This window comes from Stenotrophomonas sp. 62841_Sma, from assembly GCF_056482945.1.
The window spans coordinates 982,730-995,359 of the sequence record NZ_CM151224.1 but is presented as its reverse complement, the minus strand read 5'-3'; the positions used below and the strand labels follow the sequence as shown (position 1 = coordinate 995,359).

General features: G+C 64.8%; 22 protein-coding genes. 21 read left to right on the top strand and 1 reads right to left on the bottom strand.

The window, feature by feature from the left end; genetic code table 11:
- From ACZK5G_RS04630 to ACZK5G_RS04565, 14 genes are all read left to right on the top strand, one after another.
- Complete coding sequence (locus ACZK5G_RS04630; protein ID WP_004154592.1) at nt 1-387, top strand: helix-turn-helix domain-containing protein; 387 nt, start codon at nt 1-3, stop codon at nt 385-387.
- Nucleotides 384-563 (top strand): hypothetical protein, encoded by a 180-nt coding sequence (locus ACZK5G_RS04625; protein ID WP_004154591.1) that lies wholly within the window; start codon nt 384-386, stop codon nt 561-563. Before ACZK5G_RS04630 ends, ACZK5G_RS04625 begins: the two co-directional genes overlap by 4 nt.
- A gap of 151 nt (nt 564-714) precedes the next feature.
- Nucleotides 715-2,181: a toprim domain-containing protein gene (locus ACZK5G_RS04620; RefSeq protein WP_005412418.1), complete on the top strand. Its 1,467-nt coding sequence runs from the start codon at nt 715-717 to the stop codon at nt 2,179-2,181.
- A gap of 165 nt (nt 2,182-2,346) precedes the next feature.
- Nucleotides 2,347-2,595, top strand: a complete 249-nt coding sequence (locus ACZK5G_RS04615) for a hypothetical protein (protein ID WP_005412417.1) — start codon at nt 2,347-2,349, stop codon at nt 2,593-2,595.
- A gap of 10 nt (nt 2,596-2,605) precedes the next feature.
- Nucleotides 2,606-3,256: a Gabija anti-defense Gad2 family protein gene (locus tag ACZK5G_RS04610; protein WP_005412416.1), complete on the top strand. Its 651-nt coding sequence runs from the start codon at nt 2,606-2,608 to the stop codon at nt 3,254-3,256.
- 12 nt (nt 3,257-3,268) lie between these two features.
- The gene (locus ACZK5G_RS04605; protein ID WP_049417451.1) at nt 3,269-5,143 is read left to right on the top strand and encodes a DNA polymerase; all 1,875 of its coding nucleotides are present in this window, start codon (nt 3,269-3,271) and stop codon (nt 5,141-5,143) included.
- On the top strand, nt 5,125-5,463 hold the full coding sequence (locus ACZK5G_RS04600) for a hypothetical protein (RefSeq protein ID WP_050483582.1): 339 nt from the start codon (nt 5,125-5,127) through the stop codon (nt 5,461-5,463). Before ACZK5G_RS04605 ends, ACZK5G_RS04600 begins: the two co-directional genes overlap by 19 nt.
- The gene (locus tag ACZK5G_RS04595) at nt 5,460-5,825 is read left to right on the top strand and encodes a hypothetical protein (RefSeq protein ID WP_005412414.1); all 366 of its coding nucleotides are present in this window, start codon (nt 5,460-5,462) and stop codon (nt 5,823-5,825) included. The genes ACZK5G_RS04600 and ACZK5G_RS04595 overlap by 4 nt, the downstream gene beginning before the upstream one ends.
- A 28-nt stretch (nt 5,826-5,853) precedes the next feature.
- A complete protein-coding gene (locus tag ACZK5G_RS04590; RefSeq protein WP_005412413.1) occupies nt 5,854-5,979 on the top strand; it encodes a hypothetical protein in 126 nt (41 codons plus the stop codon).
- Entirely contained in the window at nt 5,976-6,224 is a 249-nt protein-coding gene (locus tag ACZK5G_RS04585) for a hypothetical protein (protein WP_005412412.1), read from the top strand. The genes ACZK5G_RS04590 and ACZK5G_RS04585 overlap by 4 nt, the downstream gene beginning before the upstream one ends.
- Entirely contained in the window at nt 6,221-6,532 is a 312-nt protein-coding gene (locus ACZK5G_RS04580; protein ID WP_043033722.1) for a hypothetical protein, read from the top strand. The genes ACZK5G_RS04585 and ACZK5G_RS04580 overlap by 4 nt, the downstream gene beginning before the upstream one ends.
- Nucleotides 6,529-6,678 carry a hypothetical protein gene (locus ACZK5G_RS04575; RefSeq protein ID WP_005412410.1) on the top strand — a complete coding sequence of 50 codons (150 nt, stop codon included), beginning with the start codon at nt 6,529-6,531 and terminating at the stop codon, nt 6,676-6,678. The genes ACZK5G_RS04580 and ACZK5G_RS04575 overlap by 4 nt, the downstream gene beginning before the upstream one ends.
- Complete coding sequence (locus tag ACZK5G_RS04570) at nt 6,675-7,508, top strand: hypothetical protein (RefSeq protein WP_004154583.1); 834 nt, start codon at nt 6,675-6,677, stop codon at nt 7,506-7,508. Before ACZK5G_RS04575 ends, ACZK5G_RS04570 begins: the two co-directional genes overlap by 4 nt.
- Nucleotides 7,496-7,702: a hypothetical protein gene (locus tag ACZK5G_RS04565; RefSeq protein WP_005412408.1), complete on the top strand. Its 207-nt coding sequence runs from the start codon at nt 7,496-7,498 to the stop codon at nt 7,700-7,702. The genes ACZK5G_RS04570 and ACZK5G_RS04565 overlap by 13 nt, the downstream gene beginning before the upstream one ends.
- A gap of 25 nt (nt 7,703-7,727) precedes the next feature.
- On the opposite strand, the gene ACZK5G_RS04560 is transcribed toward ACZK5G_RS04565, so the two are convergent.
- The gene (locus ACZK5G_RS04560) at nt 7,728-8,036 is read right to left on the bottom strand and encodes a hypothetical protein (protein ID WP_032961816.1); all 309 of its coding nucleotides are present in this window, start codon (nt 8,034-8,036) and stop codon (nt 7,728-7,730) included.
- A 68-nt stretch (nt 8,037-8,104) separates the two neighbouring features.
- Between ACZK5G_RS04560 and ACZK5G_RS04555 the strand changes: the two genes are divergently transcribed.
- The 7 genes from ACZK5G_RS04555 (at nt 8,105) to ACZK5G_RS04525 (ending at nt 12,532) form a co-directional block, all read left to right on the top strand.
- On the top strand, nt 8,105-8,641 hold the full coding sequence (locus ACZK5G_RS04555) for a deoxynucleotide monophosphate kinase family protein (protein WP_004154581.1): 537 nt from the start codon (nt 8,105-8,107) through the stop codon (nt 8,639-8,641).
- Between the two features lie 64 nt (nt 8,642-8,705).
- Entirely contained in the window at nt 8,706-8,885 is a 180-nt protein-coding gene (locus ACZK5G_RS04550; RefSeq protein ID WP_005412407.1) for a hypothetical protein, read from the top strand.
- 20 nt (nt 8,886-8,905) lie between these two features.
- Nucleotides 8,906-9,058 (top strand): hypothetical protein, encoded by a 153-nt coding sequence (locus tag ACZK5G_RS04545; RefSeq protein WP_005412406.1) that lies wholly within the window; start codon nt 8,906-8,908, stop codon nt 9,056-9,058.
- On the top strand, nt 9,051-10,607 hold the full coding sequence (locus ACZK5G_RS04540; protein WP_005412405.1) for a portal protein: 1,557 nt from the start codon (nt 9,051-9,053) through the stop codon (nt 10,605-10,607). Before ACZK5G_RS04545 ends, ACZK5G_RS04540 begins: the two co-directional genes overlap by 8 nt.
- Before the next feature lie 16 nt (nt 10,608-10,623).
- Nucleotides 10,624-10,767 carry a hypothetical protein gene (locus tag ACZK5G_RS04535; RefSeq protein ID WP_004154577.1) on the top strand — a complete coding sequence of 48 codons (144 nt, stop codon included), beginning with the start codon at nt 10,624-10,626 and terminating at the stop codon, nt 10,765-10,767.
- Nucleotides 10,767-11,552 carry a capsid assembly protein gene (locus ACZK5G_RS04530; RefSeq protein ID WP_005412404.1) on the top strand — a complete coding sequence of 262 codons (786 nt, stop codon included), beginning with the start codon at nt 10,767-10,769 and terminating at the stop codon, nt 11,550-11,552. Before ACZK5G_RS04535 ends, ACZK5G_RS04530 begins: the two co-directional genes overlap by 1 nt.
- A gap of 26 nt (nt 11,553-11,578) precedes the next feature.
- Nucleotides 11,579-12,532, top strand: coding sequence for a major capsid protein (locus ACZK5G_RS04525; protein ID WP_005412403.1), 954 nt, complete (start codon nt 11,579-11,581; stop codon nt 12,530-12,532).
- Nucleotides 12,533-12,630: the final 98 nt, after the last annotated feature.

Sequence of the window (12,630 nt, the reverse complement as noted above, 5' to 3'; positions counted from 1 at the left end):
GTGAAACCGCTGCCCCCGCAAACCCAGGTCGTCCTGGATCACCTGCGTCGCCACTCGCACCTGACCTCGTGGCAGGCCGAAGGCGTCTACCGCATCCGCCGCCTCGCCTCGCGCGTCGATGAGCTGCGCGCTGCTGGCTTCGAGATCGAAACGCAGACCTGCGAGGACGCCTCGGGGCAGCGGTACACGCGCTATCGCCTGTCGCGCCGTCAGCGCCGCAGCAAGGCTCCGCTCCTGGAAGCGCGCCGCGCTCCGAAGCAGTACCGCGTCGATGCGCTGCTCCAGCTGTATCGCAACTACTGCACCGACGAGCTGGGCCTCGACGCCAACGATGCGACCGAAGAAGTCGCCGCATTCACCAAGTTCCTGCTGGAGAAGAACGCATGACCAACACCGCTACCACCGTCATTCCGTCCGCGATGCGCCTGGCTTTCGAGCGCGCATGGGCGCGCGCCGACAAGCCGTTCCGCGGCCTGGGCCGCACCGTCAAGGGTGCGCTGAATCGTCGCCTCGGCATTTCCTACCGCAAGCGCATGTGGTCCGTGGAGCGTGCAAAGCGCTGACTCCGAATACCTCCACAAAGAGCCGTGCCCGAACTGCGGCAGCAAGGACAACCTTGCGCGCTACAGCGACGGGCACGGCTACTGCTTCGGCTGCGGTCACTACGAGCCAGCCGAAGGCGAGGAGGTCTCTCAACCCACCAGCAGGAAAACCATGAGCGACTTTGCGAAGGGTGAACCGCAAGCCCTGGCGAAGCGCGGTATCACTGAGGAAGCATGCCGTAAGTACGGCTACTGGATCGGCAAGGACAAGCACGGCAAGACCGTGCAGATCGCCAACTACAAGCGCGATGGCGGCATCGTCGCGCAGAAGCTCCGCTACCCCGACAAGAAGTTCTCATTCATCGGCGACTCGAAGGCGTGCGGGCTGTTCGGCCAGCACCTCTACGAACCGGGGCGACGCCTCGTCATCACCGAAGGCGAGATCGACGCGCTCTCCGTGGCGCAGGCACTCGGCCTCCGCTGGCCGGTGGTGTCCGTTCCGAACGGAGCGCAAGGCGCGGCCAAGTCCATCAAGCGCGAGCTGGAGTGGGTCAACGGCTTCGACGAGGTTGTGCTCATGTTCGACATGGACGAACCGGGCCAAGCCGCCGCGCAGGAAGTGGCGCTGCTGCTGACTCCCGGCAAGGCCAAGATCGCACAGCTCCCGGCGAAAGACCCGAACGAGCTGCTCCAGCGTGGCGATGCCGAGGCGATCACCCGCGCCATCTACGAAGCGCAGACCAAGCGCCCCGATGGAGTGGTGACGTTCGGCTCCCTCAAGGAGAAGGCACTCAAGCCGGTCTCGATGGGCATGCCTTGGCACGACCCGCGCCTCACCGCGCTGACCTACGGCAAGCGGTACGGCGAGGTCTACACCTTCGGCGCGGGCACCGGCATCGGCAAGACCGACTGGCTGATGGAGGAAGCAGCCTTCATCGCGCAGGAAACCGGCGACCGCGTTGGCCTGTTCTTCCTGGAGCAGCAGCCGGTCGAGACGGCGAAGCGCATGGCAGGCAAGGTTGCTGGCCGCCGCTTCCACGTCCCCGATGGGAGCTGGACGCAGGAGGAGCTGGAAGCCGCGTTCGAGATTCTCGACAAGGGCCAGGTGTTCATCTACGACCACTTCGGCTCGTCCGAGTGGGACGTGATCGAAGCCAAGATGGCCCACATGGTCGTCGCCGAGGGCGTCAAGCACATCGTCCTCGACAACCTCACGTCGTTTGCGGCCGGTGCCGAGGACGAGCGGAAGATGCTGGAGGACACGATGGCGAAGATCGCGCAGTTCGCGCAGCGCCACCTCATCTGCATCTACCTGGTCTCGCACCTCGCCACGCCGGAAGGCAAGCCACACGAGGAAGGCGGGCGCGTGATGCTCCGCCACTTCAAGGGCAGCCGCGCGATTGGCTTCTGGACGCACTTCGCGTTCGGCCTGGAGCGCAACACGCAGGCCGAGAACGAGGCCGAGCGCAACTGCACGACCTTCCGCGTCCTAAAGGATCGCTTCACCGGCCAGTCGAACGGCCAGGTTCTCTACTACAGCTACGACCACGCATCCGGCCGCCTGCTCAATGCAGATGCTCCGGGCGAATACGGCGACTTCGCCGACGAGTCATCCGATGTATCCACCTCCGACTACTGACGGCCGCTCGGTCGTCGGCTTCATCCCAGCTGATGCGCCGCTCTCCTTCGCTGAGAGCCTCGTTCTCCCCTACCAACTCCCGCGCTCCGACCAAGCCTGCCGTGTCATGTACGGCAAGCCTGGGCGGCGCGTGGTCATCCACATCAAAGCCGAGGAACTACCCCAATGAAAGAGATCGTCGCCATCGCAATCGACCTGCTGACCGCTCCGTTCCGCAAGGACACCGTGACCGACGTGGTGAAGGTGCTGGAGGGCCAGGTGGACAAGCTGTTCAAGATCAGCGCCGACCGCATCGCCACCGCATCGACGCTGCGCGACAAGGCCGATGTCCTGCACTCGCAGGCCGACGAGCACGAGGAAGAAGCCGAGCGCGCCCTGCGCGTCGCCGAGCGCTTCACCAACCTGATCCGCTAAGGGACCAACCATGACTGCCGAGCAACACGCTCGGTCCCTGTTCGACGTGTTGCCGGCCGAAGTCCGCCACCTGGTGATCCTGGGTGGCGGAAGCCTGCGCGCGTTCTACGACGGGACCGAAATCAAGGACATCGACTGCTTCTTCGTGTCACTGGCGAGCTACACCTACGTGGCCGCGTACCTGAGCGGCCGTAACGACTGGACCAGCGAGGCCGCTCCGAACGGCATCCGCAACTTCCGCTCGCCCGAGGGTCACCTCGTGAGCCTGATCGGCTTCGAGTTCGGTACGCCGCACGAGCACTGCGCCCGGTTCGATCTGCGGTGCTGCGCCCACGTCGCCATCTACGAACCCAGCACCGACGAGGTGGTGGTCGTATCCCTCGAAGGCGCGGTTGCCGACGCATCGGAGAAGCTGCTGTTCGTGCTGAACAACAACGGCACCGAGCGCACCATCCGCCGCATCACGCACTACGTCGAGGATTACGGCTACACGCTGCATCCCGACCAGCCCGAGCAGGACGAACTGTTCGAGGACGACGACTTCCCCGGCCACGCGCCGCAGGGCGTCCACACGCCGCCGAAGGCCCCCGAGCCGGAGTACATCCTCCGCGCCCGCCGCCGCGTCCGCGCAATCCCCGTAACCAACCACGGCTACCCGTAAGGAGGACCGCCGTTGATCCTCGTATTCGACTGCGAGACCAATGGCCTCCTCGACGAACTTGACACGATCCACTGCATTTCCCTCCAAGAGGTAGATGAGACCGGCGCACCGCGCGGTCCCATCCTGTCCGCCAACGATCACGGCACGGGCGAAATGACAGTCCGTCAGGCCGTCGAGAGGCTCAAGAAGGCCAAGCGCGTTGTCGGCCACAACATCGCCGGATTCGACATTCCGGCTATCGCCAAGGTGTTCCCGGACTTCAAGGTCCAGGCGTACTTCGACACGTTGCTGATGTCCACGCTGGTCTACCCGGACCTCAAGGACCGCGACTTCAAGGCCCGCAAGAAGCAGGGAGCGAACCCGGTGTTGCCGGGCAAGCTGATCGGCCGCCACGCCCTCGAAGCGTGGGGCTACCGCCTCGGTCGCTGGAAAGGCGACTACGCGGCGCAGATGGCCGCACGCGGCCTCGATCCCTGGGCACAGTGGTCTCAGGAAATGGACGACTACTGCGACCAGGACGTTGCGGTCACGCAAGCGCTGTTCGCGTTGCTGATGAGCAAGGGCCTCCCTACCGAGGCCATCGAGCTGGAGCAGGCCGTCGCGCCGATCCTCTCGCGTCAGCAGCGCTACGGCTACCTGTTCGATCAGGAGAAGGCGCGTGAGCTGGAGTGCATCCTCGTGTCCCGGCGCACTGCGCTGGAGGCCGAGCTGCGCAAGGTCATTCCGCCGTGGAAGGTGGTGAAGCGCAAGTTCGTACCGAAGCGCGACGACAAGCGCCGCGGTTACGTCAAGGGCGTGGAGGTCACGACCTACAAGGACGTGGTGTTCAACCCGGCAAGCCGCCAGCACATTGCTGACCGCTTGACTGCAATGTACGGCTGGCAGCCCCAGGAGTTCACCGAGAAGGGCCAGCCGAAGATCGACGAAGAAGTCCTGGGCGCGCTCAAGTTCCCGATCATCCCGCTCCTGCTGGAGCACTTCATCGTCAACAAGCGCCTCGGCCAGCTCGCCGAAGGCGACGAGGCGTGGCTCAAGGCCATCAAGAAGGACGGCCGCATCCACGGCAGCGTGAATCAGAACGCAGCGGTGACCGGCCGCATGACGCACTCGAAGCCGAACATCGCTCAGGTGCCGAAGGTCCAGCACTCGAAGGAGAAGGGAATCCTCAAGGGCCAGGAAGGCGGCTACGGATTCGAGTGCCGCTCGTTGTTCTGCGTCCCAACAGGGAAGCTCCAGGTCGGCGCGGACGCCTCGGGATTGGAGCTGCGCTGCCTGGCGCACTTCATGGCAAAGCACGACGGCGGCGAGTACGCCAAGGTCATCCTCGAAGGCGACATCCACTCCGTCAACCAATCGGCGGCAGGACTGCCAACCCGCGACAACGCCAAGACCTTCATCTACGCCTTCCTCTATGGGGCAGGCGACGCGAAGCTCGGCTCCATCGTTGGCAAGGGTCGCCAGGCCGGGGCGAAGCTCCGCTCGAAGTTCCTGGCCGGGCTGCCTGCGCTGGAGAAGCTGGTACGCGGGGTCAAGAAGCGCGCGGCCGAGAAGGGATACCTGATCGGTCTCGACGGCCGGAAGCTGCACATCCGCAGCGACCACGCCGCGCTCAATACCCTGCTCCAGTCGGCCGGTGCGCTGGTGATGAAGAAAGCCCTGGTGATCCTCGACGCCGACCTGCAAGCCGCAGGGTTGGTGCCGGGCGTCCACTACGAGTTCCTCGCCAACGTCCATGACGAGTGGCAAATCGAAGTGGACGAGGACAAGGCCGAGTTCGTGGGCAAGACCGCCCAGGCTGCCATCCGCAAGGCTGGCGATTACTTCGGCTTCCGCTGTCCGCTCGATGGCGAGTTCAAGATCGGAAGGAATTGGGCCGAGACGCACTGACCCGCGGCAAGCGGGACATTGCACTCGCCCTGGTGCGCCAAGCGAAACGCCGGGCAGCTAGGAAGGGACTGCCGTTCGACCTCACGTCGGACGACATCGTGGTCCCCGACTTCTGCCCGGCACTGGGCATCCCGCTGTACCGCGCTGTCGGGCGCAAGGCCCAAGGCCCCAACTCACCCACGCTCGACCGCATCGAACCTGACCTCGGCTACGTCCGGGGCAACGTGCGCGTGATCTCCGCACGCGCGAATCAGATCAAGTCCGACGCGACTCCCTCGGAGCTTCTGCGAGTCGCCTGTTACGTCCAAGAGAACCGATGAACCCAACCAACATCCTGCGCGCCCTCGCGGCGCTGCTGGTCGTTGCCGCGCTCGCGGCAGGCGGCTTCGCAGCCTGGAAGTACACCGCAATGGCCCAGCGCGTGACGGAGCTGGAGGAGTCGGCAAAGGAACTGGCCGACCTCAAGCAGACCGTCGAGACCCTCAACCGCGAAGCCGTGCGCCGCTCTGCCTTCGATGCAGCGCTGCGGAACGCCCGCGCCACCACCAACCGCTCTGTGGAGATTGCAGCAAATGCTGACCCGGAAACTGGCGATTACCTGTCTCGCCGCATTCCTGACGAGCTGCGCCGCGCACACCTCGAAAGTCGTGCCGGAGCAGTTCCTCCAGCCGACCGTCATTGAGGGCACGCACTCCTCACTCGACGCCGTGATGGCTGACCCGACCACCACCACCTACGACCTCTACCGCTTCGGCGGCAACGCCGAGGACGGCCTCCAGCGTTGCAACGCCGACAAGGCGAGCGCCCTGGAAGTCCTCAAGGAATCGAACCGATGAACGAGAACCGGCTTCGCGTGCATTTCATTGGCGGCCCCGCTGACGGCGATGTCCGCGTGATCGATCCGTGTACCACCTACCGCGTGGCTGTGCTCGAACACCAGCCCGAGGTTCATGCCTACAACGCCAAGTGCCCGTGCTGCACCGAGCGCATGCTGCGCCCCGTGGAGTGGAGCACCGCGACCTACTTCATCCGCCGCGTTAGCGAGAAGTGCTGGGTCGCCGTACACGAGAGCATGGTATGAAGCGCGCTCTCCTGATCCTGGCGCTGTGTGCTGGCCTCGCTGCGTGCGATATGAAGCCCTGGCCGCCGAGTGCGGACTATGGCTCGTGCCTGAAAGGGCACAGCGAGAACTCCTACATCATCATGTGGCAGTCGATGTGTACGGGGAACTCCTGCACGCAGATTCCGTACACCATCCCGACCACCGACTTCGTGTGCGACGAGCACGAGTACCCGCTCGGCGACGGCCCGGAGTACCAGGCCGGAATGAAGCGCTACGCCGCCGAGCTACAGGCGTGGTATGAGCGCCACCCGGAGAAGCGGCCATGACTTCCTACGTCACCTATCGGCCACCGCAGGCGGCCGGTTCCTGGGTCATTGGCGGCAACTTCTTCGTGCAGGTCCGGGAGCGTCCGAACTGGCTGCACCGCTGGTTCGCGCTGGCGTTCCTGGGATGGCAGTGGGTGGACGCATGAACAAGCGCGGCCCCCTGCTACTGATCGACGCCGATGTGCTGCGCTACCAGCTCGCGTTCTCGAACACCGCGAACATCGACTGGAACGGCGACGGCAACAAGGTCGAAGCGATCCAGCCCGAGCGCGCGAAGGCGAAGCTGGAGGACTACATCGACGAGATCGTCGAGAAGTTCGGCGCGCGTGATTACCTGCTGGCCCTGTCCTGCAAGAAGCACAACTTCCGCAAGGACATCGACCCAACCTACAAGCTCAACCGTGCCAGCAAGGACAAGCCTGCCCTGTGGTACGTGCTCGACGAGTTCGTCTACGACGAGTTCGGCGACAAGATCGTGGAGATCGAGAACCTGGAAGGTGACGACGTGCTGGGGCTGCTGGCCTCGCACCCGAATCCGAAGCGCGCGCCAGGCAGCCGCATCGTCGTGTCCATCGACAAGGACATGCAGACGATCCCCGGCATCCGTCTCTACAACCCCAACCGTCCCGACGTGGGCGTCCGGCCGATCTCGGCTCACGACGCTGACCTGTTCTGGATGAAGCAGGTGCTCACGGGCGACCAGGTGGATAACTACCCCGGCTTCCCCGGCATCGGCCACAAGGGCGCGGACGAGCTGCTCATGCCCATCCACGAGGCGTACCGCGATGCGTCCGTCGAGGAGCACCTCGGCGCGCTGTGGAACACCGTCGTCACCACCTACACCACCCGCATCCCCCGCGGCGGCACCGAGCCGCTGTCGAAGCACGATGCGATCCGCCAAGCACGCCTCGCGCGAATCCTGCGCTACGGCGACTACAACCCCAAGACCAAGGAAGTGAAGCTGTGGAAACCCTGATCCTGTTCATCACCATCGTCGCCGTGCTGGCCGTGCTGTTCGCCTTCGTCGCCTACGGCGCTGCCTGGCTGTGGTGGCGCAGCCTCAACACCCTCGAACGCACCCTGTACCGCTCGGCTGGCAGCGTCAAGCTGTGGCCGGCCGCTGTCGGCGTTGCTGGCGCGGCTTGGCTGATCGCCCGGTGTTTCGCCTGACGACAACCAAGCCACCTGATCCTGCTTACCGCAACTCGTCCACGTAGAACTGCTTCCAGTGTGCAATCTCTGACGGATTCCGACTTACGGGTTCTCGGCTATTGAAAACCCAAAGCTGGATCGCCTTCGGCGTAGTCAACGTTTCATACGTGCAGCTGAACTCAGTGAGCTTATCTGTGATGAGCTGCTTGGCCGCATCGTAGCGCTCTCGCTGAATTCCTTGTGCTTGCCCTGATGCCACGAGCGCATCCATCGCCTCCTGTAGGCCATAGAGCTTCTGTGCAAGCTCAGAGATTTCCGCTCCGTTTGTGTTACTCGGCGTAGAACTCGCCATACCTGTCTCCTTCCATAACGAACACGAATTGTACCCGGCTAAGGCCGGGTTTCTCTTTTGGAGTCCCCATGAAGATCATCGGAATCACCGGCCGCGCCCGCAGCGGCAAAGACACCCTGGCCGAGTTCCTGGTCAGCGACCACGGCTTCGTGAAGCTGTCCTTCGCGGCCCCGATCCGCGCCTTCGTGGCGGACATCACCGGCCTGCCGGTGTCCGCGATGGAGGACGGCCCGCTCAAGGAGGAGCCGCTCGACTGGCTCAACGGGCAGACCCCGCGCCGCCTGATGCAGACCGTGGGCACCGAGTGGGGCCGTGAAATGATCGACCGCGACCTGTGGGTCAAGGTGGTCGCGCAGAAGATCCGTCAGGCCCGCCGCGACGGCGCTGCTGGCGTCGTGGTGTCGGACGTTCGCTTCGACAACGAGGCGCAGTTCATCCGTGAGTGGGGCGGCCAGGTGGTCCAGGTGCTCCGCGACAGCGCGGCCCCGGTCTCGGCGCATGCCTCCGAGGCAGGCGTCCACGGCGACCTGATCGACACCGTGATCGACAACAACGGCCCGATCCACCGCCTGCGGATGGTCGCGGAATCGCTGGCCCGACTCTAAGGGTTTAGTGGTCATCATCGGGGGAAACGACAGTTTCCCCACCTATTCATAACCCAGGAGTTCTATGCAAATCCCTCTGCACTCCTACGACCTGATCGACCTCCTGGACGAACTGCACCCCGAAGTGATCTACGACCCCGCCAAGCCGAAGGAGGAGTTCCTGCTCCGGCAGGGCGAGCGCCGCCTGATCCTCCGGCTAAAGGCGCTGCGGAAGGTCGAGCAGATGGAGCACCGCGCCCGCTAATCATGTGCAGCAAGCCCAACATGCCGGACCAGCAGGAGAAAGACCCGATCCTGCTGACCCGCCAGGACACCCAGCCGACCGGCCACGCGGCCGATCAGCGGCGTAAGTCCAAGGTCCGACTGGACCTGAACAACGCAACGCAGTACCAAGGACTGACCATTCCGAATGGCTGACGCCAAGCAGACCTCGGCCGAGAAGCAGACGGCCGCGAAGCGCTACGGCGATCTCAAGTCCAACCGCAAAGAAGCCGAGACGCGCGCCAAGCGCTGCGCCAAGGTTACCCTGCCCCGCCTGTGGGTGGACGAGGGCGCGAAATCGCGTACCCCCGGTTCCGCCTACATCGACACCGGCCCGAAGTGCGTCAACGCCCTGGCCTCGAAGATCGTGCTGGCCTGGCTCCCGCCGAACGCCTCGGTGTTCAAGCTCGCGCCTGACCAGGCAGTCGCCGAGAACATCGCCGAGCAGGCTGGCGTGGAGACCTCCGAACTGGAGGCCGCGCTGGTGGACGTGGAGCGGGTCATCGTCAACGACCTGGAGACCAGCGGCGTCCGCCCGGTCCTCAGCGAGGCGGCCAAGCACGCCATCGTCCTCGGCAATTTCCTGCTCTACGACCCCGACGAGGGCAAGCCTAAGCTGTATCCGCTGACCTCCTACGTGACCGACCGCGACGGCCTGGGCAACGTGCTGGAGATCATCACGCTCGACAAGATCGCCCCGGCCATGCTGCCGGACTCGATCCGCGCGGCGGTGATGCAGAAGCTCGCCCAGGAACGCGACGAAAAGACCAAGAACGACGACGTGAACCTCTACACCTGGGTGCGTCGCTCGGAAGATGGCAAGGAGTGGGAAGTGGTCCAGGAGGTCGAGGGCGTCGAAGTCCCCGAGACCGTGGGCACCTACCCCATCGACGCCTGCCCGTGGATTCCCCTGTGCGCGCCGCCGTCCCTCGTGGACGACTACGGCGAGGGCTTGGTCTACGACTACGTGGGCGCGTTCGAGTCGCTGGAGGCGCTGCGCAAGGCGATCCGTAAGGGTGCCGCCGCGCTGGCGAAGATCATCATGTTCCTCAAGCCGACCTCGACGATCCGCGAGCGCCAGCTCACCGAGGCCGAGTCCGGCGCGGTGCTGCGTGGCGAGGCCAGCGACGTGACCACGCTCCAGCTCCAGAAAGCCTACGACCTGAACTTCGTGCGTCAGGAGGCCGAAGGGCTGGCGAACTCGCTGGAGCTGATCTTCGGCGTGAAGTCCGCCGTGCAGCGCCCCGGCGAGCGCGTGACCGCCTACGAAATCCGGGTGCTCACCCAGGAACTCGACGACGCCCTCAGCGGCTTCATGGCGATGTCGGGCGAGCAGCTCTTGCTGCCGCTGATCCGCCGCCGCCTGCACAAGCTCCAGAAGCAGGGTCGCCTGCCCGAGCTGCCGCAGGAACTCATCAAGCCGCGCATCACCGTTGGCATCGCCGCCCTCGGCCGCGGCCACGACCTGAACAAGCTGATCGAGTTCGGTCAGGCAGTGGATGCGCTTGTCGGCGCAGAGGAGAAGGCGCGCCGCCTCAACAGTGGCGAGGCGATCTCCCGACTGGCCGCCGCTTCCGACATTTCCACCAAGGGCCTGATCCGCTCCGACGACGAGCTTGCTGCCGAGCAGCAGGACGCCTCGGCGCAGGAGGCGATGGTCCGTGCCGCTCCGAATATCGCCTCAGCGATGACCCAAACCCCGTAACCCCGAGAAGGACGCAATGTCGAACGAAACCACCGAGAAGCCCGCCAAGCCGACCAAGGAAGCCCCGAAGGCTCCGAGCGTCGAGCGTAAGGGCAAGGCCGAGATCACCCGCAAGACGAACGGCCTGGTCATCGTCAACTACAAGCCCGAGGACAAGTAATGTCGCAGCCGGGCAAGTCCGAAGTGACCGTCAGCCTTGACGGCATCAACGGCCAGCCGACCCCAGGTCAGCAGCCGCCGCAGAACTCCCAGGACACCCAGCAGCCCGCACCGGGCGCGCAGGGTGGCACCGATGGCGAGCGCCTGTTCGGCGGCAAGTACAAGACCGTGGAGGAGCTGGAAGCCGCCTACGCACAACTGAGCACGCCAGCCGACGACAAGGGTGGCAAGGGCGGCCCCGCGACCATCGACGACGCCACCGCGGATGACGCGCGTGACGCCTTGGCGCGGGCTGGCCTGAACCTGGACGACTTCGCCACCGAGTTCAACTCGAACGGCTCGCTGTCCGAGGAGAGCTACAAGAAGCTCCAGGACGCGGGCTATCCGAAGGAGCTGGTGGACGTGTACGTCGATGGCCTGCGCGCTCGCGTGCAGACCTACGAGAACGCCGTCTACTCGCCCGCAGGTGGCAAGGCCGGTTACGACGGCCTGGTCCAGTGGGCTAAGACCAACCTGAGCGCCGAGCAGAAGCGGGCGTTCAACGAAGCGGTGCAGTCCGGCGACGCCGGCCGCGCAGCGCTGGCAGTCCAGGGCCTCGTCGCCCTCCGTGGCGGCAACGGCCGCCTTCTGAATGGCAAGACCGCATCGAACGCCGATGCAGGCCCCAAGCCGTTCCAGTCGCAGGCGCAGGTCGTCGAAGCGATGCGCGATGTGCGCTACCACCGTGATCCGGCTTACCGCGCGGAAGTCTCCGCCCGCCTGGCCGTGTCGCCGCTGTTCAAGTAATCCACTCAACCTCAAGCAAGGACTAAATGTCGGACGCAATCCCCTCCCGCCTGGGTCAAGCCCAGGCCAACGGCGACGCCTGGGCGCTGTTCAAGCAGAACTACACTGCTGAAACCATCACCAGCTTCGTCGAGAACTACAAGCTGGACGGCCGCGTGTCGGTGCGCAACATCGAGAGCGGCAAGTCCGCCTCGTTCCCGAACGTCGGCACCATCGGCTCCGAGTACCATGTGCCGGGCACCGAGATCAAGGGCCTGGTGGTCGAGCACAACGAGACCATCATCACCCTCGATCCGATGCTGATCTCGCACGCCTTCATCGCCAACATCGACGAGGCGATGAACCACTACGACGTGCGTTCCGAGTACACCCGTCAGCAGGGTGCGGAGCTGGCGCTCAAGCGCATGCAGAACGAGCTGCGCTGCGCGATCCTGGCCGCTCGTACCACCGAAGGCAAGGTCGAAGGCCAGCCGGGTGGTGCCATCATCAAGGCCGCCACGATGGCCTCCGATCCGACCGTGCTGGCCGATGCGTTCCGCAACGCCCGCATGCTGTTCGACGAGAAGCTGCTGCCGGACAACCCGCAGGAGTTCACTGGCGCACTGGCCCCGGCTCAGTGGTATCTGCTGACCGAGAACAAGGACTTGATCGACCGCGACATCAACGCGGAATCGAACGGCTCCTACGGCCAGGCGATCATTTCCTCGGTCGCCCGCATCCCGCTGGTGAAGATCAACGCGATGCCGCGTGTCGATGAGTCGGCCCTGGCCTCGATCCCGGCCAAGTACCGCGGCAACTTCGCGGACACCGTGGGCGTGATCTTCCACCGCTCGGCGGTCGGCACCCTCAAGCTGCTGGACCTGTCCCTGGAGGACGTGTACCAGGGCGAGAAGCAGGGCACCCTGATGCTGGCGAAGTACGCGCTGGGTCACGGCATCCTGGCTCCGCGCGGTGCCATCGAGCTGTCGAAGGCCCCGTAAGCAATACCGCGCCGTTGGGCAAATCCCGCGGCGCTTCAATCTCTCTCCATCTACGGGGGACATCCACATGGGTGTCCCCCGTTTTTTTGCCCCGAATC

Excerpts from the sequence above, each read along its gene's own strand:
- ACZK5G_RS04625 (WP_004154591.1), top strand. The coding sequence starts at position 384 with ATGACCAACACCGCTACCACCGTCATTCCGTCCGCGATGCGCCTGGCT.
- ACZK5G_RS04620 (WP_005412418.1), top strand. The coding sequence starts at position 715 with ATGAGCGACTTTGCGAAGGGTGAACCGCAAGCCCTGGCGAAGCGCGGT.
- ACZK5G_RS04615 (WP_005412417.1), top strand. The coding sequence starts at position 2,347 with ATGAAAGAGATCGTCGCCATCGCAATCGACCTGCTGACCGCTCCGTTC.
- ACZK5G_RS04610 (WP_005412416.1), top strand. The coding sequence starts at position 2,606 with ATGACTGCCGAGCAACACGCTCGGTCCCTGTTCGACGTGTTGCCGGCC.
- ACZK5G_RS04595 (WP_005412414.1), top strand. The coding sequence starts at position 5,460 with ATGAACCCAACCAACATCCTGCGCGCCCTCGCGGCGCTGCTGGTCGTT.
- ACZK5G_RS04590 (WP_005412413.1), top strand. The coding sequence starts at position 5,854 with ATGGCTGACCCGACCACCACCACCTACGACCTCTACCGCTTCGGCGGC.
- ACZK5G_RS04585 (WP_005412412.1), top strand. The coding sequence starts at position 5,976 with ATGAACGAGAACCGGCTTCGCGTGCATTTCATTGGCGGCCCCGCTGAC.
- ACZK5G_RS04580 (WP_043033722.1), top strand. The coding sequence starts at position 6,221 with ATGAAGCGCGCTCTCCTGATCCTGGCGCTGTGTGCTGGCCTCGCTGCG.
- ACZK5G_RS04575 (WP_005412410.1), top strand. The coding sequence starts at position 6,529 with ATGACTTCCTACGTCACCTATCGGCCACCGCAGGCGGCCGGTTCCTGG.
- ACZK5G_RS04570 (WP_004154583.1), top strand. The coding sequence starts at position 6,675 with ATGAACAAGCGCGGCCCCCTGCTACTGATCGACGCCGATGTGCTGCGC.
- ACZK5G_RS04560 (WP_032961816.1), bottom strand. The coding sequence starts at position 8,036 with ATGGCGAGTTCTACGCCGAGTAACACAAACGGAGCGGAAATCTCTGAG.
- ACZK5G_RS04555 (WP_004154581.1), top strand. The coding sequence starts at position 8,105 with ATGAAGATCATCGGAATCACCGGCCGCGCCCGCAGCGGCAAAGACACC.
- ACZK5G_RS04550 (WP_005412407.1), top strand. The coding sequence starts at position 8,706 with ATGCAAATCCCTCTGCACTCCTACGACCTGATCGACCTCCTGGACGAA.
- ACZK5G_RS04545 (WP_005412406.1), top strand. The coding sequence starts at position 8,906 with ATGCCGGACCAGCAGGAGAAAGACCCGATCCTGCTGACCCGCCAGGAC.
- ACZK5G_RS04540 (WP_005412405.1), top strand. The coding sequence starts at position 9,051 with ATGGCTGACGCCAAGCAGACCTCGGCCGAGAAGCAGACGGCCGCGAAG.
- ACZK5G_RS04535 (WP_004154577.1), top strand. The coding sequence starts at position 10,624 with ATGTCGAACGAAACCACCGAGAAGCCCGCCAAGCCGACCAAGGAAGCC.
- ACZK5G_RS04530 (WP_005412404.1), top strand. The coding sequence starts at position 10,767 with ATGTCGCAGCCGGGCAAGTCCGAAGTGACCGTCAGCCTTGACGGCATC.
- ACZK5G_RS04525 (WP_005412403.1), top strand. The coding sequence starts at position 11,579 with ATGTCGGACGCAATCCCCTCCCGCCTGGGTCAAGCCCAGGCCAACGGC.